The 21,589-nt window shown below is 34.4% G+C and carries 18 protein-coding genes; 10 read left to right on the top strand and 8 right to left on the bottom strand.

Annotation, left to right across the window (positions count from 1 at the left end):
- Positions 1-26 precede the first annotated feature (26 nt).
- Positions 27-1,091 (bottom strand): anhydro-N-acetylmuramic acid kinase, encoded by a 1,065-nt coding sequence (locus tag AC23MC_RS01735; RefSeq protein WP_487566707.1) that lies wholly within the window; start codon positions 1,089-1,091, stop codon positions 27-29.
- A 94-nt stretch (positions 1,092-1,185) separates the two neighbouring features.
- On the opposite strand from AC23MC_RS01735, the gene AC23MC_RS01730 reads away from it, so the two are divergent.
- The 7 genes from AC23MC_RS01730 (at position 1,186) to AC23MC_RS01700 (ending at position 9,499) form a co-directional block, all read left to right on the top strand.
- On the top strand, positions 1,186-2,322 hold the full coding sequence (locus AC23MC_RS01730; RefSeq protein WP_487566706.1) for an acyl-CoA dehydrogenase family protein: 1,137 nt from the start codon (positions 1,186-1,188) through the stop codon (positions 2,320-2,322).
- A gap of 86 nt (positions 2,323-2,408) precedes the next feature.
- Positions 2,409-3,086 carry an SDR family NAD(P)-dependent oxidoreductase gene (locus tag AC23MC_RS01725; protein WP_487566705.1) on the top strand — a complete coding sequence of 226 codons (678 nt, stop codon included), beginning with the start codon at positions 2,409-2,411 and terminating at the stop codon, positions 3,084-3,086.
- A gap of 22 nt (positions 3,087-3,108) precedes the next feature.
- A complete protein-coding gene (locus AC23MC_RS01720) occupies positions 3,109-3,948 on the top strand; it encodes a BRO-N domain-containing protein (protein ID WP_487566704.1) in 840 nt (279 codons plus the stop codon).
- Positions 3,949-4,551: a SprT-like domain-containing protein gene (locus AC23MC_RS01715; RefSeq protein ID WP_487566703.1), complete on the top strand. Its 603-nt coding sequence runs from the start codon at positions 3,949-3,951 to the stop codon at positions 4,549-4,551. It abuts the gene before it with no gap.
- 112 nt (positions 4,552-4,663) lie between these two features.
- The gene (locus tag AC23MC_RS01710) at positions 4,664-5,725 is read left to right on the top strand and encodes a mannose-1-phosphate guanylyltransferase (protein ID WP_487566702.1); all 1,062 of its coding nucleotides are present in this window, start codon (positions 4,664-4,666) and stop codon (positions 5,723-5,725) included.
- A gap of 4 nt (positions 5,726-5,729) precedes the next feature.
- The gene (locus AC23MC_RS01705) at positions 5,730-7,124 is read left to right on the top strand and encodes a DUF389 domain-containing protein (RefSeq protein ID WP_487566701.1); all 1,395 of its coding nucleotides are present in this window, start codon (positions 5,730-5,732) and stop codon (positions 7,122-7,124) included.
- A 5-nt stretch (positions 7,125-7,129) separates the two neighbouring features.
- Positions 7,130-9,499, top strand: a complete 2,370-nt coding sequence (locus AC23MC_RS01700) for a cation:proton antiporter (protein ID WP_487566700.1) — start codon at positions 7,130-7,132, stop codon at positions 9,497-9,499.
- A 5-nt stretch (positions 9,500-9,504) separates the two neighbouring features.
- Here the strand turns inward: AC23MC_RS01700 and AC23MC_RS01695 are convergent, their stop codons facing one another.
- Positions 9,505-10,272, bottom strand: a complete 768-nt coding sequence (locus AC23MC_RS01695) for an ABC transporter ATP-binding protein (protein ID WP_487566699.1) — start codon at positions 10,270-10,272, stop codon at positions 9,505-9,507.
- Positions 10,269-11,012, bottom strand: a complete 744-nt coding sequence (locus AC23MC_RS01690) for an MlaE family ABC transporter permease (protein WP_487566698.1) — start codon at positions 11,010-11,012, stop codon at positions 10,269-10,271. The genes AC23MC_RS01695 and AC23MC_RS01690 overlap by 4 nt, the downstream gene beginning before the upstream one ends.
- 100 nt (positions 11,013-11,112) lie before the next feature.
- Between AC23MC_RS01690 and AC23MC_RS01685 the strand changes: the two genes are divergently transcribed.
- Positions 11,113-11,322, top strand: a complete 210-nt coding sequence (locus AC23MC_RS01685; RefSeq protein ID WP_487566697.1) for a hypothetical protein — start codon at positions 11,113-11,115, stop codon at positions 11,320-11,322.
- A complete protein-coding gene (locus tag AC23MC_RS01680) occupies positions 11,310-11,633 on the top strand; it encodes a type II toxin-antitoxin system RelE/ParE family toxin (RefSeq protein ID WP_487566696.1) in 324 nt (107 codons plus the stop codon). The genes AC23MC_RS01685 and AC23MC_RS01680 overlap by 13 nt, the downstream gene beginning before the upstream one ends.
- 2 nt (positions 11,634-11,635) lie before the next feature.
- On the opposite strand, the gene AC23MC_RS01675 is transcribed toward AC23MC_RS01680, so the two are convergent.
- The 5 genes from AC23MC_RS01675 to gcvP all read right to left on the bottom strand — a co-directional run bounded on the left by AC23MC_RS01675 (position 11,636) and on the right by gcvP (position 17,807).
- Complete coding sequence (locus AC23MC_RS01675; RefSeq protein WP_487566695.1) at positions 11,636-12,484, bottom strand: glycosyltransferase family 2 protein; 849 nt, start codon at positions 12,482-12,484, stop codon at positions 11,636-11,638.
- Positions 12,485-12,508: 24 nt separating this feature from the next.
- Entirely contained in the window at positions 12,509-13,042 is a 534-nt protein-coding gene (locus AC23MC_RS01670) for a class I SAM-dependent methyltransferase (protein ID WP_487566694.1), read from the bottom strand.
- 201 nt (positions 13,043-13,243) lie between these two features.
- Complete coding sequence (locus AC23MC_RS01665) at positions 13,244-14,302, bottom strand: 3-oxoacyl-ACP synthase III family protein (protein WP_487566693.1); 1,059 nt, start codon at positions 14,300-14,302, stop codon at positions 13,244-13,246.
- Positions 14,303-14,429: 127 nt separating this feature from the next.
- Positions 14,430-14,807, bottom strand: a complete 378-nt coding sequence (locus AC23MC_RS01660) for a group III truncated hemoglobin (RefSeq protein ID WP_487566692.1) — start codon at positions 14,805-14,807, stop codon at positions 14,430-14,432.
- A gap of 156 nt (positions 14,808-14,963) precedes the next feature.
- The gene (gene gcvP, locus AC23MC_RS01655; protein ID WP_487566691.1) at positions 14,964-17,807 is read right to left on the bottom strand and encodes an aminomethyl-transferring glycine dehydrogenase; all 2,844 of its coding nucleotides are present in this window, start codon (positions 17,805-17,807) and stop codon (positions 14,964-14,966) included.
- Between the two features lie 291 nt (positions 17,808-18,098).
- On the opposite strand from gcvP, the gene AC23MC_RS01650 reads away from it, so the two are divergent.
- Positions 18,099-21,446, top strand: coding sequence for a CotH kinase family protein (locus AC23MC_RS01650; RefSeq protein ID WP_487566690.1), 3,348 nt, complete (start codon positions 18,099-18,101; stop codon positions 21,444-21,446).
- Positions 21,447-21,589 lie beyond the last annotated feature (143 nt).

The raw sequence follows: 21,589 nt of genomic DNA, 5'->3' as shown, positions 1-21,589 counted from the left end.
TAAATTGCACAAAAAATAAGGATTTTTTAATTGAAAATTTTTCCCGAAGAATGGTCATTTGTTGCCCCGGTCACACTGGAAAGTACATTGATTTCGTTGCGTAATTTCAACACGCCAAGTAATCCGAAAATTAAAGCTTCTTTGAATTCTAATGTTTTGGTATCTGGCACAATAAGATTCATTTTAGGTAAATGGTTTTGCATTCGTTCCAACAAAAAAAGATGGTAAGCACCACCACCGGTAATCAATAGTTTACCTTCTTTTTTAGGTAAAGCAAAAGCGATTTGCATAGCAATATGTTCCACAAAAGTGTGCAGTTTATCTTCAATTGAAATGGAATAATTGTCAATTAGCGGTAGAATTGTAGCATTTACAAACTCAATTCCGAGGGATTTTGGGTGTTTTTTTTGATAAAAATCAAGGTTATTCAATTCAGTTAATAAGTCTAGATTTACTTTTCCGGAACGAGCAATTTCGCCTTTATCATCATAATCAAAGCCTAATTGATTGGCATAAAAATTTAAGACGGTATTTACAGGAGAAATATCAAATGCAATTCTTTTTCTGTTTTCTTCAAACGAAATATTCGAAAACCCGCCTAAATTCAGACAATAATCATAGTCAGAAAATAATAATCGATCACCAATCGGAACTAGCGGTGCACCTTGTCCTCCCAATTCAACATCTTGCACTCTAAAATCACAAACCACTTTTTTACAAATAATTTCGGTAATTTTAGGTAAGTTTCCAATTTGTAAAGTAATGCCTTTTTGAGGTTGATGTAAAATCGTATGACCGTGACTACAAACCGAATCAATGGATTCAATGTTATAATTTTCAATAAAATCTTTGATTGTATTTCCCAAAAAATCAGTGTATTCTTCATTTAATTGAATCAATTCACTTTCAGAAAAATGAACGGCAACTTTCAATTTGTTTAACCAATGATTTGGATATGAAGTGGTTATGCATTCTAAAATTTCATACGACCATTTTCCGTCTTTTTTAGAAAAATGAAGATGAGCCAAATCGATTCCGTCGAGCGAAGTTCCGCTCATCACACCAACAACTTGATAGGATTCTTTAAACATAGGCTAAAATTACGAAATCGTTTGAGATTTTGACTTAATTGTTCTATTTTTGCGTTCAAATTTAAGAAACAATCAAACACTATTTTTTATAATTATGGATTTTAATCTAACCGAAGAGCATTTAATGATTCAGCAAGCGGCTCGTGATTTTGCTCAACAAGAATTATTACCAGGCGTAATTGAAAGAGATGAACATTCAAAATTTCCGACCGAGCAAGTGAAAATGATGGCTGAATTAGGCTTTATGGGAATGATGGTAGATCCAAAATACGGAGGTGCCGGTTTAGACAGTGTTTCCTACGTTTTGGCAATGACAGAAATTGCAAAAGTTGATGCTTCGGCAGCGGTTATTATGTCGGTAAACAACTCATTAGTTTGTGCCGGAATGGAAAAATATTGTAGCGAAGAACAAAAAATGAAATACTTGGTTCCGTTAGCTCAAGGCGAAGTGATTGGAGCTTTTTGTTTATCTGAACCGGAAGCAGGAAGTGACGCCACTTCTCAAAAAACAACGGCTATTGACAAAGGTGATTACTATTTGTTAAACGGAACAAAAAATTGGATTACCAATGGGGCAACGGCTTCAACTTATTTAGTAATAGCTCAAACCGATGTTGAAAAAGGACATAAAGGAATCAACGCTTTTATAGTTGAAAAGGGGTGGGCCGGATTTGAAATTGGTCCGAAAGAAAAGAAAATGGGCATCCGCGGAAGCGACACGCATTCGTTAATGTTTAATGACGTGAAAGTGCCAAAAGAAAATAGAATTGGTGCCGATGGTTTCGGATTTAGTTTTGCAATGAACGTGCTAAACGGAGGAAGAATCGGAATTGCATCGCAAGCATTAGGAATTGCAACCGGAGCTTATGAATTGGCTTTGAAATATTCGCACGAAAGAAAGGCATTTGGTAAAGAAATATTCAAACACCAAGCCATCGCTTTTAAATTGGCTGATATGTATGTGAAAGTAACAGCCGCAAAATTATTAGTTATGAAAGCCGCCTGCGAAAAAGACGAAGGAAAAGACATCGCACATTCTGGTGCAATGGCAAAATTATACGCTTCAGAAATTGCGTTGGAAGTAGCCAATGAAGCCGTTCAAATTCATGGTGGAAACGGTTATGTGGCAGAATATCATGTTGAAAGAATGATGAGGGATTCTAAAATTACACAAATTTACGAGGGAACTTCAGAGATTCAACGTATTGTGATTTCGAGAGGATTAGTGTAAAAATAAATTACAAATCAATATATTTAAAACCCTTTGAGTTCTTTCTTAAAAGGGTTTTTTGTATTTTTAGCACATATAAAAAATAAATGAAAAATATTATCATCACAGGAACTTCTCGTGGAATTGGCTATGAACTTGCTTTGCAATTTGCTAACCAAGGTCATCAAGTTTTAGCTATCTCCCGAAAAACAGTAAAAGAACTAATCGAACATCCAAATATTACTTGTCTTGTTGTTGATTTATCTGAAGAAAGCGGATTGAATTTAATAACTGAATTCATTTCGCAGACGTGGAAAAATGTTGATGTCTTAATTCACAATGCAGGTTGTCTGGTGCTAAAACCATTTCTACAATTAACACAAGCCGATTTTGAAATGGTTTACAAAGTAAATGTTTTTGGTGTTGCCAATTTAACTCGAATTTGTTTGCCGTTTTTAAAAAGAGGAAGTCATGTATTATCAATTAGTTCGATGGGCGGTGTTCAAGGAAGTTCAAAATTTCCTGGTTTAGCAGCTTATTCTTCAAGTAAAGGAGCAGTTATAACTTTGTCGGAATTGCTGGCAGAGGAATATAAAGAAGAAGGAATTTCGTTTAATGTTTTGGCTTTAGGAGCTGTTCAAACCGAAATGTTGCACGAAGCTTTTCCGGGATACAAAGCACCACTTTCTGCCAAAGAAATGGCCGATTATATTTATGATTTTTCGTTAAACGGAAATAAATATTATAATGGGAAAGTCTTGCAAGTAAGTTCATCAACACCGTAATTCAAATTTAATATATACAATTATGAAACAAGAAAACGCCATCCAGCTATTTGAAAACAAAAAAGTAAGAACACTTTGGGATGCAGAAAACGAGAAGTGGTTCTTTTCTATTATTGATGTAATTGAAGCATTAACAGAAAGTGATCGCCCAAGAAAATATTGGAGTGATTTAAAAGCGAAGTTACAAAAAGAGGGAAGTCAGTTGTCCGAAAATATCGGACAACTGAAAATGCAATCTTCAGATGGTAAATTTTATAAAACCGATGTCGCTGATACAGAGCAGCTTTTTCGCTTAATTCAATCCATTCCGTCACCAAAAGCAGAGCCGTTTAAGTTGTGGTTAGCACAAATTGCATCGGAACGATTGGATGAAATGCAAGATCCGGAAATAACAATTGACAGAGCATTAGAACAATATTTACAATTAGGTTATTCTGAAAATTGGATTAATCAACGCCTAAAAAGCATTGAAATCAGAAAAGAACTCACAGATGAATGGAAAAGTAGAGGAATTAAAGAGGGTCAGCAATTTGCCACATTAACCGATATAATTTCAAAATCTTGGTCAGGTAAAACAACCAAAGAATATAAATTATTGAAAGGATTAAAAAAGGAGAATCTTCGAGATAATATGACAAATACCGAATTGATTTTGAATATGTTAGCAGAAGCTTCCACAAAAGATATTTCCAAAGCAATAAATCCTGAAACATTTGAAGACAGTAAAGAAGTAGCTAAACAAGGCGGAAATGTTGCCAATGTTGCTAGAAAAGAACTAGAAACCAAAACAGGAAAAAAAGTAGTAACCGAATTAAATGCAAAAACGTTACTCAATCAAAAAAAAGAAATTGACAACAACTAAATGAGCGAAGTCCTCTTAAAATATCTTCCCGAACACGCAGTTGAATCGGTTTTTGAGTTAATCAAAACCAATTCGGTTCATTTAAAAATTGTGAACGAACGGGTAACTCGTCATGGCGATTATAGAAGACATCCTTCCGGGAAACATCAAATCACCGTGAATGCCAATTTGAATAAATACCGTTTTTTGATAACATTAGTTCATGAAATTGCTCATTTAGCGGCGTTTGAAAAATATGGGAGAAACATCAAACCACACGGAAATGAGTGGAAAATTACATTTCAACGGTTGATGGTTCCGTTTATTCGGCCGGAAATTTTCCCAAATTCGGTTTTGCCTTTGATTGCTAATCATTTTCGAAATCCAACCGCCAGTAGCGACACCGATGCACGATTGGCTTTTGCTTTAAAACAATTTGACGAACGAAAACCTGATATACACTTTATCCATGAAGTGCCTTCCGGAAGTTTTTTCAGAATTAAAAACGGGAAAGTTTTTCAAAAAAAAGGTTTGCGAGTCAAACGCTATGAATGCTTGGAAGTAAAAACCGGAAAGTTATATTTGTTTAATGCGAATGCTGAGGTCGAGATTATTCCGGGATAAAAATTGATTTTATTCGATAATTCAACGCCTCACTAACGCTTCAACTTTACTATATTTGTAACAACTAAAAAACTCAATAACTCAGAGTCTCAGCAACTCAGCAACTCATAAAATGAACAAAAACTACTACGCAATAGTAATGGCAGGTGGAGTCGGATCACGTTTTTGGCCGGTTTCTACAACTGATTTTCCTAAACAATTTCACGATATGTTAGGATCGGGAGAAACGTTGATTCAAAAAACGTTCAGCCGTTTGTCAAAACTAATTCCAACAGAAAACATTTTGATTTTAACCAATGAAAAATACAATGATTTGGTTCTTAGTCAACTGCCAATGGTCAAGCAAGAACAAGTTTTATTGGAACCGGCTATGCGAAATACAGCTCCATGTATTTTGTATGCTTCGCTAAAAATTCAAAAAATGAATCCGGAAGCGGTTATGGTCGTAGCTCCAAGTGATCATTGGATAGAAGATGAAACCGCGTTTATCACAAATTTGCAACAATGTTTTGATTATTGTCAACATGAAAATGCGTTAATGACATTAGGAATTCAACCCACTTTTCCAAATACCGGTTTTGGTTATATCGAATTTGATAAAACAGACTCAAATTCCATTAAAAAAGTAAATCAATTTAGAGAAAAACCAAATTATGAAACAGCTAAATCGTTTCTTGAAAGTGGCAATTTCCTTTGGAATGGCGGAATTTTCATTTGGTCTGTTAAATCAATAATAGAAGCTTTTTCCACTTTTCAACCGCAAATGAATCAATTGTTTTTGGAAGGTTTTGAAACATATAATACACTAAAAGAAAAAGAGTTTATTAATCAAAATTATGCTGAAGCCGAAGATATTTCAATTGATTATGCCATCTTAGAAAAAGCCAAAAATGTATATGTTTTACCCGCAACTTTCGACTGGAATGATTTGGGAACTTGGGGATCTTTACACGAAAAATTAGATAAAGATCAATATAATAATGCGGTTGTAAATGCAACCGTTATTTTGGAGAATGCTTCTAACAATATCATTCGAACCGAAGGAAAAAAAATTGTAGTTATCGATGGATTAAGTAATTACATTATTGTAGACCAAGGTAATGTACTATTGGTTTATCCAAAAGAAAAAGAACAAGACATTAAAAAAATTGTCAGTTCAATAAAAGATAATTAGTAGCATGGAAAATAATCAACCCAAAATTCCAACAAAAAATTTATGGCTTAATTTCAAGCTTTTGCTAAAATCTACACTTGATATTCGTGAAGACACTAATCATGAAGCGACAATTGAAGAGGTAAAAGCAGGAATTTCTATAAAAGGACAAGGAGCTTGGGTCTTAATTTTTTCTATTCTGATTGCTTCTGCCGGACTCAACACGAGCTCAACAGCAGTTGTAATTGGTGCGATGTTAATTTCACCATTAATGGGGCCAATTGTTGGAATTGGTTTGTCTTTAGGTATAAACGATGTCGATTTAATGCGAAAAGCCATTAAGAACTTTGGAATCATGGTGATATTGGCATTATTTACTTCTTTTTTGTTTTTCAGCATTCCCATTTTTCAAGATGAAACACCGGAGTTAATTGCTAGAACTTATCCTGATGTTCGTGATGTAATCATAGCTTTTGCAGGTGGTTTTGCTTTAATAATAGCTTTGAGTAGACGCAATAAGCAAATTAATACTATCGCAGGTGTTGCAATTGCAACTGCCTTGATGCCACCACTTTGCACTGCGGGTTATAGTTTGGCAACCGGAAAATGGACATTCTTTGGTGGTGCAATGTTTCTGTTTACTATTAATACAATTTTTATTGCGTTAGCAACTTTTGTAATAGTAAAATCGCTTCAGTTTCCAATGAAAGAGTATCTAAACTCTTCTAAACGAAAAAGAATTTCGCAATTGCTTTATTTTATTGCATTTTTGATTTTAGCTCCAAGTATTTACATGTTTTATGGATTATATAAAAAATCTGATTTTGAACGAAAGGTGAATCTGATTTTAAGTGAGTTTAAAGAAAATAACGATGTAATACTTTTGAATCAACAAATCAGTTATAATGATAAAACAGTCGCTTTTGCTACAGTTGGAAAATCAGTAACTATTTCATTAGTAGACAAATGGAAGGCTAAATTAGAAAAACAAGGGTATGGTGGAGTTGAATTTGAAATAGCACAAAGTGTTGAAAATTTAGAAACGCAAACAATGTTGGAAAAATTAGAATCAACTTATTACACTTCTCAACAAAATCTAAATAATAAAGAAGAAATAATAGTTAGGCAAGAGAAAGAGCTATTGTTATTGCAAAAGCAATTATATTTATCTGAAAAATCGAAAATACCTTTTGACCAGATTGCCAATGAAATAAAAATTAATTACACCAATGTTGATGAAATTGCTTTTTCAAAATTGATAAAAACAAATTTTAAAACCTATGACACTATTCCAATAATTTATTTGAAATGGAAAAAATCGATTGGCAGTAAAATTATTTCTGTTGATGAAGAAAAAATTCAGAAGTGGTTAAGGCTTAAGCTTCAAAATGATAAATTAGTTGTCCAAAAATTAAATTAGAACATATGTTTTTTTTAGTCGGAATAGATTTTACTTTACCACTCAAGAATCCGGTATTATTGTTTTCATTAATACTATTCATAATTTTATTTGCACCAATCGTATTAAACAAATTGCGAATTCCACATCTTATCGGATTAATTATTGCCGGAGCAATCATTGGACCAAATGGCTTTAATTTGATTGCTCGTGACATGAGTATAATTTTATTCGGGACAGTTGGTTTACAGTATATTATGTTCTTGGCGGGTTTAGAAATAGATTTGGCTGAATTCAAAAAAAATAGCTCAAAAAGTTTAGTTTATGGTTTGCTCACTTTTTCAATACCTATGATTATTGGAATTCTAGCGGGTAAATATTTGTTGCATTTTTCAATGCCAACTTCCATTCTTCTTGCCAGTATGTTTGCTTCGCATACCCTAATTGCTTATCCAATTGTAAGTAAACTTGGCGTTGCTAAAAACAGAGCTGTCAACATTACCGTTGGCGGTACAATGATTACCGATACACTTGCCCTTTTGGTTTTGGCAGTAATTGCCGGTATGCAAACAGGAGAAATTAACCAGGAATTTTGGATCAGATTGGGGGTTTCTGTCGTGGTTTTTGGTTTGGTAGTCATGCTCATCTTCCCCATTATAGGTAGATGGTTTTTTAAACGATTTGATGATAATATTTCCCAATATATTTTTGTATTAGCAATGGTTTTTTTGGGATGTACTTTGGCGGAATTAGCCGGAATAGAAGCAATCATTGGAGCTTTCTTAGCCGGATTATCCCTTAATAGATTGATTCCACATACTTCTCCGTTAATGAATCGAATTGAATTTGTGGGTAATGCACTTTTTATCCCTTTCTTTCTTATTGGAGTTGGAATGTTAATAGATTATAAAGCCTTTATCAAAGATTGGAATACACTTGAAGTTGCCGGAATCATGACCGTTTGTGCAATTGTTGGAAAATATCTTCCGGCATATATCACTCAAAAAATTTACGTATTTTCTGTTGATGAAAGAAGATTAATTTTCGGATTAAGTAATGCTCAAGCAGCTGCAACATTAGCTGCCGTTTTGGTTGGATTTAATATAATTGTGGATTATAAAAGTGTAAATCAGTATACCGAAATTCATCTAAAAAACAATAAATTAACCACAGAAAGTCTTTCAGAATTAGTTTTTCTTGACTTAAAAAAAGGTCAGTTTCCAAAAGTTGGTAGCGAAGCTATTTTGGCCGGAATTCCCGCTGAAGGTTCCTATAAATTAACAGATAAAACCGAAATGGTTTTCACGCAAGGTCGTTTAGCAGAAATAAAAATGCCTAATCGATTGTTAAATGAAAGTGTACTTAACGGAACTATTTTAATGATTTTAATTACATGTACTATTGCTTCGTTTGTAGCTCAAAAAGGAGCTTATAATATCGCTTTGATGGAAGATGATTCCGACGAACAAGAGGAAGGAAAACCAACCGACGGTGATGAACGTATTCTTATTCCGATGAAAAACATCGATACGGTAGAAGAGCTGATTCAATTGGCCGTAACTATGAAATCCAAGAAAAATAAAACAGGACTTTTCGCTTTAAACGTGATTAATAATAATTCATCGTCTTTATCAAAAGAATCAAAAGCAAAAAAAATTGTAGATAAAGCGGCTGTAGTTGCTTCGGCTACAGACAATAGATTGAATATGTTAATGCGTTATGATTTGAATATTTTAAACGGAATTACGAGTGTAGTTCGTGAACAAAAAATATCTGATATTATTCTGGGTCAAACCGAAAGTTTAGGTTCAAGTGATAGTATGTATGGTCCGTTGACCGATGGAGTTTTAAATAAATGTAACGCAACTACTTTTATTTACAAATCGGTTCAGCCTATTTCAACAATAAAGAGATATTTAGTTGTTATTCCTGAACGTGCTGAACGTGAAATCGGTTTCCCGTTTTGGTTACTAAAAATATGGAACTTAGGAAAAAACACAGGTTCAAAAATTGTGTTTTATGGTAGTGAAGCAACAATAAATTTTATTAAAGAAATTCATGCTAAACATCCGGTAGATGCAGGTTTTAATGTGTTTTCAGATTGGGATGATTTTTTGATTTTATCACGAAACATCGTAAAAGATGATGCAATTGTGGTTGTAATGAGCAGAAAACCAAACTTATCTTATAATGCAACAATGCAAAATATTCCTTCGTATATGAACAAATATTTCGACAAAAATAATGTGGTTTTAATTTATCCTTTGCAATTAGGAATTGATGGTAGCTCTAAAATTGATCTAAAAAATCCTGGTGCTTTGGATACATTTACCGAGAATTTAGAACGACTTGATGATGTTGCAAAAATGATAGGGAAGTTATTTAAGAAAAAATAATTTTATTAATGATCTCCTTTATTCTGAGCTTTTCTAATTTTTTTAAACAGATTAGAAGAATAGACAAAGTCAACAATAGCTTCATTATCTGTTTTGAAGATGTCTTTTTTTGTTCCTTCCCAAGCTAGAATTCCCTCTTTGAGAAAGATGATTTTTTCGCCAATTTCCATTACAGAGTTCATGTCGTGGGTATTGATTACGGTTGTAATGTCGTATTCTTCTGTAATTTCTCTAATCAAATTATCAATAACAATCGCTGTTTTTGGATCTAATCCTGAGTTGGGCTCGTCACAAAATAGATATTTTGGTTTGTTTACAATTGCTCTTGCAATGGCAACCCTTTTTTGCATACCACCCGAAATTTCTGAAGGTTTCTTTTTATGAGCATCAACTAAATTCACTCTTTTTAAAACAAAATCCACGCGTTCCTGAATTTCTTTTGGTGTTTGTTTAGTAAACATTTTCAAAGGAAAACCAACATTCTCTTCCACGGTCATGCTGTCAAACAAAGCACTTCCTTGAAAAACCATTCCGATTTCTGTACGTAAAGCTCTTTTTTCATCAGCAGTTAATTCTGAATATATTCTTCCATCAAATGAAATTGTTCCCGAATCAGGTGAATGAATCCCTAATAATGTTTTAAGTAAAACCGTTTTTCCGGAACCACTTTGCCCAATAATTAAATTGGTCTTTCCCGTTTCAAAAACAGAAGAAATTCCTTTTAAAACTTTTGTATCACCAAATGATTTTTCTATGTTTTTAATCTCTATCATTTGCTCAACAATAATTGGGTTAAAATATAATTTGACAAAATTATTGCCACCGAAGACCAAACAAACGAAACAGTACTGGCTTTACCAACTTCTAAAGCACCACCTTTCATGTAGTAGCCGTGATAGGAAGGAATAGTTGCTAAAATTATGGCAAAAACCATCGTTTTTATAAAGGCATACGCAATATGAAAAGGAATAAATTCTGTTTGTAGTCCCATAATAAATTCATCACTCGAAGTAAAACCACCGTAAACTCCGGCCATCCAACCACCAAAAACACCTAAAAACATACTAATTCCAATTACAAAAGGATAGAGTAGAAGGGCTATTATTTTAGGAAAAACCAAATAGTTTAACGAATTTACACCCATAACTTCCAAGGCGTCAATTTGCTCGGTAACACGCATGGTTCCTATACTTGAAGTGATAAATGAACCCACTTTTCCGGCCATGATGATGGAAATAAAAGTTGGTGCAAATTCCAGAATAACCGATTGTCTTGTGGCAAAACCAATCAGGTATTTTGGAATTAACGGATTCGTTAGGTTTAATGCCGTTTGAATGGAAACAACACCTCCCACAAAAAAGGAAATAAACGCAACAATTCCCAAAGAACCAATAATTAAATCATCAATTTCTTTAAAGATTAACGTCTTCATCGCACTCCACTTGAGGGGTTTGTTGAAAACCTCTTTTATCATCAGGAAATATTTTCCTATATGTGTAAGCATTTTTAGCATGAAGCAAAAATAGGAAAAAGTTTCGGTTTTATCGTGCAACCTATTACTATGATTGAATTGAAATATTTTATTAACTTTGTTACTATCAAAAAGCTATAGAATGAAAGTGATTGAACTTAAAAATGAATTACATAAAATAATTGATGAAGCAGATAATTCTCTTGTTTCAGAATTTTATGCATTTACAAAATCTTTCTTGAAAATGAAGGAACAAGAAATGATGATTAATGATTCTGAGAAGGATATTAAACAAGGAAAAATTCATAGTTTGGATGAAGTTGAATCAATTATTAAAAGTTGGAAAGAATAGTTAAACAAGTCTTTTGGACCAGTCGTGCTGTAAAAGATTTGGAAAAAATAACACGATTTAATAGTAAGTTATACGGTTTCAACAAGGCAATTGAAATAGCTTTAAGAATTAAAAAAGAAACTGAAATTTTAGAAAACGTAAACTATAACTTTTCCGAAATAGGAAGCATTGATGAAGTTTTTTTTTATCTAAAAAGAGATTACAGAAAACTAATTGTCCATCATTGTAAAATTACTTATCGAGATGGAAAAGATAAAATTTATATCAATCGAGTTTTCGATACTCGACAAAATCCTTCAAAAAATAAATAATATTAAAAAATCTTCTCTTTCATTTTCTCCCATCGATAATTACGAATGAATTTCGCTTGTTCCGAAGTGACCAAAAATGGCTTTTTTGCCGATTTTGCTTTCCAAAAACCTTGAAGATAATCGAAAAACAAGAAAGGCTTTTTCTTGTGCAGAGCCAATTTTAACGAAGCAATTGCAGTAATCCAAAATCCATATCCTAAACTATAAAAAGCTTCGCCTTGTTTAAAGCGTGCGGCTTGGTTATAATTGGCTCCGGTAGGTTTGAGGTGTTTGACTTGTAATGATTTATCAGTAATTACTTTCCAGTTATAGAATTTACAAAGCAATTCGTCTACGGTGTCCCAGCCCATAGCTGGTTTTAATCCGCCAATTTGTTCAAAACAGGCTTTTCGGTAGGCTTTAAATGCACCGCGAATGTGGTCTTTGTCGGTTAGATTTTCTAAAAACCATTCACCATTTTGTTCTATGTAAGCAAATCCGCCGACCATTCCGATTGTTGAATCGGTTTGAAAATGATTGATAATTGTTTCAAAATAATTGGAAGGAAAAATCAAATCTGCATCGGCTTTAACAATAAAATCATAGTTGTCATCCAAAGTTTCTAATCCTTTGTTGAACGCTTGAATCACTTTACTTCCAGGAAGATGAATCGCTTCGGAAGTCTTGTTTACCAATGTAATAAATGAATATTTTTCTACAAATGATTGTATAATTTCTTCCGTTTTATCTGTTGAACCATCATTCACCACCACCACTTTGGAAGGCAAAACCGTTTGTTCCACAATCGACTGTAAAGTGAGTGAAATAAATTTTTCTTCGTTGTATGTTGGTATAACTATGTAAAACTTCATTCTCTAATTTCTAACTTCTGAATTCTAATTTCTACCCTCAACCTTCTCCGCGTAAACCAAATAATACCGATTCGTAAAATACCTTAATATAGGACGAAACCCAATTTTGTTGGTAGGATGCGTAAACTTCACACTATCTACAATTTTAAATCCGTTTTTTTCTAACAGCCAATCGAGTTGCCAGTCTTCAAATTCGTGGTAATGGCGATCCCATTTATCTGTTTTGCTTCGGTAGGCTGATGAAAACCACAGTCGTAGCGGAATGGAAATAAATAGTTTATCGCATTTTACATTTTGTAAAACGGTATATGGATTGAGTAAATGTTCGAAAATTTCAAAAGCGGTTATGGTGGAATAATTTTCGTTAAGTAGTGCTGATTGGTCGTTGTCTAAATCTTCGCCAGTAGTGTTTTTAACGGAAAAACCATTTTCTTTCATGATGGTTGAAAACGGATTTTCTACACCTAAATCGAGGATGGTTTCTGATTTTGAAAGGTGTTTTTCCAGAAATTCAAGGGTGATTTTGAATCGTTTGTTGGGAAATGTTTTTTCGTACATGGTTTGTTTTTCGTGTCACAAATGTACTAAATAATTTGATGTTGGCACGATATAGCCCTGATTGAAGTGAAAAGCCTTGTGCAGCAAAAACTGATTTTTTCTTGCTGACCCAAAGCGACCTTGGGAGCTCTTGGGGCGGCTTAGAAAAAACAGTTTTTGCAAACAAGCTTGTAACGGAAAGCAGGATTAGCTCCTGAAAAATTACATTTTATAAACAAATGCGTTGATGTTCATTCCGGAACCTACCGAGGCAAAAATGACGATGTCGCCTTTGTTTACCGATTGGTTTTCGAGTTGACCTTTTAACAATAAATCATACAAAGTTGGGATGGTTGCCACACTGGAATTGCCAAGATGATGAATGCTCATTGGCATGATGTTTTCTGGTGTGGGCAATTTATAGAGTTTGAAAAAGCGATCGATGATGGCTTCGTCCATTTTTTCGTTGGCTTGATGAATGAGGATTTTTTTTACGTCGTGAATCGAAATTCCGCTTTCATCCAAGCATTCTTTCATAGCTTTTGGCACTTGACTCAAGGCAAATTCATATATTTTACGTCCGTGCATTTTGATATAACGAACGTTTGGGTCATGCGTTTTGTTGAAAGAATCGCCAAAATAGAGATAATAGGCTTCGTCGTGCGTAAATGTTGCAGTGGCATGTGCTAGAATTCCGCCTTCTTCATCGGTTGCTTCCAGAATTGTTGCTCCTGCACCGTCAGAATAAATCATGCTGTCGCGGTCGTGTCTGTCTACCACACGAGAGAGGGTTTCGGCACCAATAACAAGGCATTTTTTGGCCATTCCGGCTTTCATGAATGCTTGTGCTTGGATGATTCCTTCTATCCAACCGGGGCAACCAAAAAGCACATCGTAGGCCACACATTTTGGGTTTTTAATTCGCAAACTGTGCTTTACGCGTGAGGCTAAACTGGGTAACAAATCGGCTTGAATGGCTCCTTTTTTAACGTTACCAAAGTTATGGGCAAAAATGATGTAATCTAATGTTTCAGGGTCAATTTTTGCATCTGCGATAGCTTTTTGAGCGGCTATAAATGCAATATCAGACGTTAACAAATCATCGGTAACATATCTTCGTTCTTGAATTCCGGTGATTTCTAAAAATTTTTCGGCAACAACTTCATTGGGTTGCAAAAACGGTGTGCCGTCGCTATTAAGAAATTGGTGTTGGGCAAAATCTAAATTAGTTACCGTTTGCGTTGGAATGTAGCTTCCTGACCCGGTTATTTTGATATTCATATTTTATTATGGTATAGAGAGCGAAATTATCAATAATAAACGTAAAAATATATGATATAACTGTTCTTGTGATGATTATTATGGATTATACAGATTTATAGAATAAAAATTAAACTACTCTTAATTTTTAGCTCTTTTTTTGAGATATCTTTATTTGCATAATAGTGGCGATACTTAGAGCTTGGGTTTTAATTTTCTCTGCTTTTTCGCCTTTAAAGTTTTCGTCAACACTTTTGTTAAAATGCGTGAGCCAAATTGTGAAAAGTTCCGGTGATAAATATTCTTTCTCGTTAATGTCTAAATGTATTTGCGTGAGGTTTTTTGTATAACCACCCGTGCCTAAAATGCCTTGCGACCAAAACGTCACCAAAATAGGCAAATGTTCTTCTATTTTTATCTTCACCACATCGGTAAATATATAACTGATTCGTTCATCAGCTAAGAGTTTTTTGTAGAATTCGTCTACTATGATATATAAATCGTCTTGAGTTAGGATGTCTTTCATTTCTGATTACTATTGGAATACAAAGTTACTTGAATCAAGTATCAAAAGCTGTTTCATTTTATTTTTTTTAAAAAAGAAAAAGGTTTCAAAATCAATTTGAAACCTTAAACTGTTTACTTAGGACTAATCACTTAGGACTATTCACTAATCACTTTTTTACATATACGCCTCAATAGGAGCACAGCTACAAACCAAATTTCTATCGCCATATGCTTCATCTACACGACGAACGGTTGGCCAAAATTTGTTTTCTGCAATATAATCCAACGGAAAAGCGGCTTGTTCTCTTGTGTAAGGAAAAGTCCATGAGTCGGTGGTTAGCATTGCCAATGTGTGCGGTGCATTTCGCAATATATTATTGGTGTCTTCTTTTGTAGATGTTTCAATTTCTTTTCTAATCGAAATCATGGCTTCGCAAAAACGATCTAATTCGGCTAAATCTTCAGATTCAGTAGGTTCAACCATCAATGTTCCTGCCACCGGAAAAGAAACTGTTGGAGCATGGAATCCATAATCCATTAAACGTTTGGCAATATCTGTTACTTTGATGCCTTTTTCTTCAAACGCTCTGCAATCTAAAATCATTTCGTGAGCCGCTCTTCCCATTTCGCCCGAATATAAAATTGGGTAATGTTGTTCTAAGCGAGCTTTCATATAATTGGCGTTCAAAATAGCAAATTGTGTAGCACTTTTTAATCCTTCTGCACCCAACATCGTGATGTAGCCATACGAAATTAAACATACTAATGCCGAACCATAAGGTGCAGCAGAAATGGCAGTAATGGCTTGGTCTCCTCCTGTAGGTATGATTGGGTTGGTAGGCAAAAAGGGTACTAATTTTTCGTTCACACAAATTGGTCCAACACCCGGACCTCCACCACCATGCGGAATAGCAAATGTTTTGTGTAGGTTTAAATGACAAACATCTGCACCAATGGTAGCCGGATTGGTTAGTCCTACTTGGGCATTCATGTTGGCACCATCCATATATACTAAACCACCATTGTCATGAATAATTTTAGTGATTTGGCGAATGGCACTTTCAAAAACACCATGAGTAGATGGATAGGTCACCATTAAACAAGACAAGTTGGCTGCGTGTTGAATGGCTTTTTCTCTTAAATCATCTACATCAATATTACCGTTTTCCATGGTTTTGGTCACAATAATTTCCATGCCTGCCATAGCCGCAGAAGCCGGATTTGTTCCGTGTGCAGAAGCCGGAATTAAACACACATTTCTGTGGTTGTCTCCGCGAGAAAGATGATAGGCACGAATTGCCATTAATCCGGCATATTCGCCTTGAGCACCAGAGTTAGGTTGCAACGTTGTTCCTTGAAAACCGGTAACAACATTTAACTGGTGTTCTAATTTTTTAAGCATGATTTGATAACCTTCTGCTTGTTCAATTGGGGCAAAAGGGTGAATGCTGTTCCAGTTTGCCATTGATAACGGCAACATTTCGGCAGCAGCATTTAATTTCATTGTGCAAGAACCCAGCGAAATCATCGAATGATTTAACGATAAATCTTTGCGTTCTAATTTTTTGATATATCGCATCAATTGCGATTCAGAATGATGGTTGTTAAAAACTTCGTGTTGCAAGAAAGCAGACTTTCTTTGTAAGTTTTCTGGAACCATTGACTCATTGGCTAACTGACTAATTGCTACATTGTCTTTGCCAACTGCTTCTGCAAAAATGGAAATAATTTGATTGATATCTTTAACAGAAGTTGTTTCGTTTAAAGAAATAGATATTGTTTCTGCATCAACATAATAAAAATTCACCTCGTGTTTTTCGGCAATTGCTTTTACTTTAGAAGCATCTGCTTTTACGGAAATGGTGTCAAAAAAAGCTGAATTGGTTTGATAAACGCCAATTTTATTTAATGCTTCTGTTAGTGTTACAGCCGAAGCGTGTACTTTATTAGCAATATATTGTAAGCCTTTTGGTCCGTGATACACGGCATACATTCCGGCCATAACGGCCAATAAAACTTGAGCCGTACAAATGTTGGAAGTTGCTTTTTCACGTTTAATGTGTTGCTCACGTGTTTGCAATGCCATGCGTAACGCACGGTTTCCGTTGGTATCAATTGTTACACCGATAATTCTACCCGGCATAGAGCGTTTGTATTCTTCTTTGGTGGCAAAAAAGGCAGCGTGTGGACCTCCGTAGCCCATCGGGATTCCGAAACGTTGGGTTGTTCCTACAACAACATCGGCACCCATTTCTCCGGGAGAGGTTAATTTTACTAACGATAAAATATCGGCGGCTACAGCCACTTTAATTTCGTTTGATTTAGCTTTTGCAATAAATCCGGCATAGTCGTGCACTTGACCAAATTTTCCCGGATATTGAAGGATGGCTCCAAAAAACTCTGATGAAAAGTCGAAGTTTTCATGGTTTCCAACTACTAATTCCACTCCAATTGGTGTAGAACGTGTTTGAAGAACAGATAAAGTTTGTGGCAAAATTTCTTCGGAAACAAAAAATTTATTCACGTTGTTTTTCTTTTGATCACGCGAACGAACATCAAACAAAAGAGCCATTGCTTCTGCAGCGGCAGTACCTTCGTCTAACAATGAAGCATTGGCAATTTCCATTCCGCTAAGTTCAATAACAGTGGTTTGAAAATTCAAGATGGCTTCTAATCTTCCTTGGGCAATTTCAGCTTGATAAGGTGTGTAAGCAGTGTACCAACCCGGATTTTCAAAAATGTTTCGTTGAATTACTGCCGGAATAATGGTTGGATGATACCCCAAACCAATGTAGGATTTAAATACTTTATTTTTTTTGCCTAATTCTTGAATGTGAGTTAAATACTCATACTCGGTCATGGCAGGATCTAATTCTAAGTCTTTTTTTAATCGAATGTCATCGGGAATAGTTTCAAAAATAAGTTGATCAAAACTTTCAACTCCAATGGTTTTAAACATGTGATTTAAGTCGCTTTCACGTGGACCTAAATGTCTTAAAGCAAATGCATCTGTTTTCATTTATTTTCTAAGGGGTAAATGTGTGTTGTTAAAGCAACTGAAACGAGTTCAGTTTTAAGCACACAAAAGTAATTATTAGTCTTCTAATTTTTCGTTAAACAACGGCTAATATTTTTAGAATTTTTCAACTAAAAAGGTAGTTTATCAACAAATTGACATCTTTTAGAGAAGATGAGTTTACAAAAAAATGTTTTTCTGTAGTTTAACGACAATTAACTGTAATATAACGAGAATGTTTCTTCAATGTTAATTTCTTGTTTAATTTCGATTAAAATTTAATGTTCTCAAATTATGAAAAAAATTACTTTCTTAACATTTTTAATCTTAGCTTTTTTTCAGTTAAGTGCTCAAAATGTTGTGATTAACGAAATTATTACATCAAACTCAACAGTAATTACAGACGATGACGGGAGTTATGAAGATTGGATAGAATTGTATAACACCGGAACGGAAGCCATTAATTTAGAAGGTTATGGTTTAACAGATTTATCTTCTAATCCGTATCAATGGGTTTTTCCTGCTTATTGGATTGAACCGGGAGAACATTTACTTGTTTGGTGTTCAAGCAAAAACAGAGTCGATATCGATTTTCCGTTGCATACTAATTTTAAAATTAGTGCAGGCGGTGAAGTAATTACATTAACCAAACCAAATGGTGAAATCGAGGATAGCTATGCAGAAGTAATATTGCCGCAAAATTTTACCTACGGAAGGCAAACAGATGGTTCTGCAACAATGGTTTATTTTCCTGTGCCAACACCGGGTGCAACTAATAATAGTTCTACCGGATATACAGATGTGTTAGAGCCACCTACTTTTTCTGTAAATGGAGGTTTTTATACAGAAAGTTTTAGTTTAACAATCAGCCATCCGGATCCGGAAGTAACGATTGTTTATACCACAGATGGTTCTGATCCTACTATCGATAATTTGGCAGGAACAACTTACCAATATAAAAATGAATATCCGTATGAAGTTGGTCAATTGCCATCGGAAAACTTTTTAACAAAAAGTTTCCAATCTATGTCGTATTCTGCACCATTGACTATTGTGGACAGAACTAGTGAGCCAAATGATATTTCAACAATTTCATCTACTTATGATGCTGATCCTTCGTATTATATTCCTGATTTCAATATCTTTAAAGGAACTGTTGTGCGTGCAAGAGCCTATAAAACAGGAGCATTAACAAGTGATATTGTTACACAAAGTTATTTTGTTTCTCCGCAAGGAACAAGTCGTTTTTCAATTCCGGTTATTTCAATCAGTTTAGATGAAAATAAATTTTTTGATTATAATGACGGAATATATGTTGCCGGTGAAGATTTTGACAACTGGCGTTTAGAAAATCCTGATACACCAGCTTTGTTTAATGCTGAGGCAAATTATGATCGCTCTGGAGATTTAACGGAGCAAATTGGTCATTTTAATTATTTTGTAAATGGCAATGAAGTGTTAAATCAACAAGTTGGAATTAGAATCAATGGTGGAGGAACCAGAGCTTTTCAACATAAATCACTTCGATTGTATGCTCGTTCAGAATTAGGTGCCGGTTCTTTTAATTATCCTATTTTTCCTAATGAGGAATATGATAGTTATAAAAGATTGGTGTTAAGAAACTCCGGAAATGACTTTTTTAACACCTACTATAAAGATGCATTTACACACGAATTAGTTGAAAAAACAGGTTTAGATAACCAAGCGTATCAACCATCTGTTATCTTTTTAAACGGAGAATATTGGGGAATGTTGAATATCAGAGAACGCTTAGACAGACATTATTTTGAAAGAAAATATGGAATTGTTGAAGAAGATATTGAAATTTTAGCAGATGCTTATGTGGTAGATGAAGGAAGTGATGAACATTTTCTGGCTATGTATTCCTATTTAGAAAATAATTCATTAGTTGATAATGCAAATTATGATTACATCAATACTCAAATGGATGTTGAAAATTTCAGAGATTATTTCATTACCAATATTTTTGTTCAAAACACCGACTGGCCGGGATGGAACACTTTATTTTGGAGAAAGAAAACGGCTGCTTATGAGCCTACCGCTCCGTATGGAAACGATGGTAGATGGAGAACGGCTATAAAAGATACTGATGCCGGTTTTGGTTTAATGTTGGATGTAAACGATCACAATACGTTAGAATTTGCTACAGCAACAGGTGGTCCTGAATGGCCAAACCCAGAATGGTCAACATTAATTTTAAGACGATTATTAGAAAACGAAGCGTTTGAATTAAGTTTTATCAATCGTTTTGCCGATATGATGAACACGTTCTTTTTACCGGAAAGAGTGGTTGATTTATCTAATCAATTTGCTGCTGTAATTGAACCTGAAATTGCACAACAATACAATCGTTGGGCTGCTCCGTATAGTTTTGCATGGTGGTTAGAAAGTCAGAATGTGTTAGAAACATTTGCAATGGAAAGACCGGATTTTCAAAGAGAACACATTCGTGCGAAGTTTGGAATTTCAAATGATATTAATGCAACTTTAGATGTAAATGATGATACAAATGGTTATGTAAAAATCAATACCATTAACATCACATCTGAAACTCCGGGTGTTTCGGCCAATCCGTATCCGTGGACAGGAATTTATTTCCACAATATTCCGGTTACACTAACAGCCATTCCGTTAGAAGGTTTTACTTTCAGTCATTGGAGTGGCGATGTGGATAGTACTGATGCAGAAATTACCTATACTCCAACCGGAAATTTCTCGGTTACTGCCAATTTTATTCCAACGGAAGTTCCTGCAACACAAGAGCCAATTTATTTTTGGATGATGGATGGAAATGTGACAAACGATACACCGCTAACTGCTTTAAATTCTACTTTTGAACTAGGAACAGAAGGTGTTTTAAGTTACGAGTCTTGTTTGGTAGGTTATCCATTTGATAACACTCATCCAAACTGGAGAAAAGCTTCGATGGAAAGAAGAAATAGTCCAACAGACATTAATTATATTCCGGAAGCAAATAACGATTTGCCATTTGCTACTGCTAATATGAGAGGTTTACAGATTAAACAACCTTTCCAAAACGAAGGTTTAGAAAATGCAATGGTGTTTAGTTTTTCAACGTTAGGTTTTGAAGAAATTGTTTTCGGATTTGCAGCTAAAAATGAAAATGCGGCAGAAGGAATTGTGATTGACTATTCTACGGATGGTTCAACTTTTACAAATGCCGGATTAGCTAATCCAACCATGCCATTAACAGCCGCTTATCAATTGTTTGAAACTGATTTTTCTGCTATCGTAGCTGCTAATAACAATCCTAATTTTAAAGTTAGACTTCGTTTTTATGGTGATAATTTAACACTTGATAATGGTGATCGAGTAACGTTTAATAACTTCAGTGCCAAAGGTGTTGAAATGCCGTTGAGTGTTCCTGAAAATACAAGTTTGAGCTTTAAGGTTTATCCAAATCCAGCTTCAGATGTGTTGAATATTAATCATTCTTACAGTGATGTTACTTTCAATTTATTTACAATTGATGGAAAAATAATTAAAGGCGGAAATTTAGAAAATAAACAAATCAACATTAGCGATTTACAAAGTGGAATTTATTTATTGCAGTTAAGCTCTGATGGAAAATCGGAAGTGAAGAAGATTGTAAAAAAATAAGATTTAGTATACATTAAAAAGTCAAAAGGAGGGTGTATAACTCTCCTTTTTCTTTTTGTCGATTAATTAAGTTGATGGTCGATAAAACAATTGACGTACATTAAAAAAAAGTTAAATTTGAATACAATTCCACCCTTTAATTT

Source organism: Flavobacterium sp. T50_26, assembly GCF_057652995.1.
Note: the sequence above shows the minus strand (reverse complement) of the source record. Positions and strands in the feature narration are given on the sequence as shown.

What these genes read in the sequence shown, in the direction of transcription:
- AC23MC_RS01735 (WP_487566707.1), bottom strand. Translation starts at nt 1,091, where the DNA reads ATGTTTAAAGAATCCTATCAAGTTGTTGGTGTGATGAGCGGAACTTCG.
- AC23MC_RS01725 (WP_487566705.1), top strand. Translation starts at nt 2,409, where the DNA reads ATGAAAAATATTATCATCACAGGAACTTCTCGTGGAATTGGCTATGAA.
- AC23MC_RS01715 (WP_487566703.1), top strand. Translation starts at nt 3,949, where the DNA reads ATGAGCGAAGTCCTCTTAAAATATCTTCCCGAACACGCAGTTGAATCG.
- AC23MC_RS01670 (WP_487566694.1), bottom strand. Translation starts at nt 13,042, where the DNA reads ATGTACGAAAAAACATTTCCCAACAAACGATTCAAAATCACCCTTGAA.
- AC23MC_RS01685 (WP_487566697.1), top strand. Translation starts at nt 11,113, where the DNA reads ATGAAAGTGATTGAACTTAAAAATGAATTACATAAAATAATTGATGAA.
- AC23MC_RS01660 (WP_487566692.1), bottom strand. Translation starts at nt 14,807, where the DNA reads ATGAAAGACATCCTAACTCAAGACGATTTATATATCATAGTAGACGAA.
- AC23MC_RS01705 (WP_487566701.1), top strand. Translation starts at nt 5,730, where the DNA reads ATGGAAAATAATCAACCCAAAATTCCAACAAAAAATTTATGGCTTAAT.
- AC23MC_RS01695 (WP_487566699.1), bottom strand. Translation starts at nt 10,272, where the DNA reads ATGATAGAGATTAAAAACATAGAAAAATCATTTGGTGATACAAAAGTT.
- AC23MC_RS01730 (WP_487566706.1), top strand. Translation starts at nt 1,186, where the DNA reads ATGGATTTTAATCTAACCGAAGAGCATTTAATGATTCAGCAAGCGGCT.
- AC23MC_RS01710 (WP_487566702.1), top strand. Translation starts at nt 4,664, where the DNA reads ATGAACAAAAACTACTACGCAATAGTAATGGCAGGTGGAGTCGGATCA.
- gcvP (WP_487566691.1), bottom strand. Translation starts at nt 17,807, where the DNA reads ATGAAAACAGATGCATTTGCTTTAAGACATTTAGGTCCACGTGAAAGC.
- AC23MC_RS01720 (WP_487566704.1), top strand. Translation starts at nt 3,109, where the DNA reads ATGAAACAAGAAAACGCCATCCAGCTATTTGAAAACAAAAAAGTAAGA.
- AC23MC_RS01650 (WP_487566690.1), top strand. Translation starts at nt 18,099, where the DNA reads ATGAAAAAAATTACTTTCTTAACATTTTTAATCTTAGCTTTTTTTCAG.
- AC23MC_RS01675 (WP_487566695.1), bottom strand. Translation starts at nt 12,484, where the DNA reads ATGAAGTTTTACATAGTTATACCAACATACAACGAAGAAAAATTTATT.
- AC23MC_RS01700 (WP_487566700.1), top strand. Translation starts at nt 7,130, where the DNA reads ATGTTTTTTTTAGTCGGAATAGATTTTACTTTACCACTCAAGAATCCG.
- AC23MC_RS01690 (WP_487566698.1), bottom strand. Translation starts at nt 11,012, where the DNA reads ATGCTAAAAATGCTTACACATATAGGAAAATATTTCCTGATGATAAAA.
- AC23MC_RS01665 (WP_487566693.1), bottom strand. Translation starts at nt 14,302, where the DNA reads ATGAATATCAAAATAACCGGGTCAGGAAGCTACATTCCAACGCAAACG.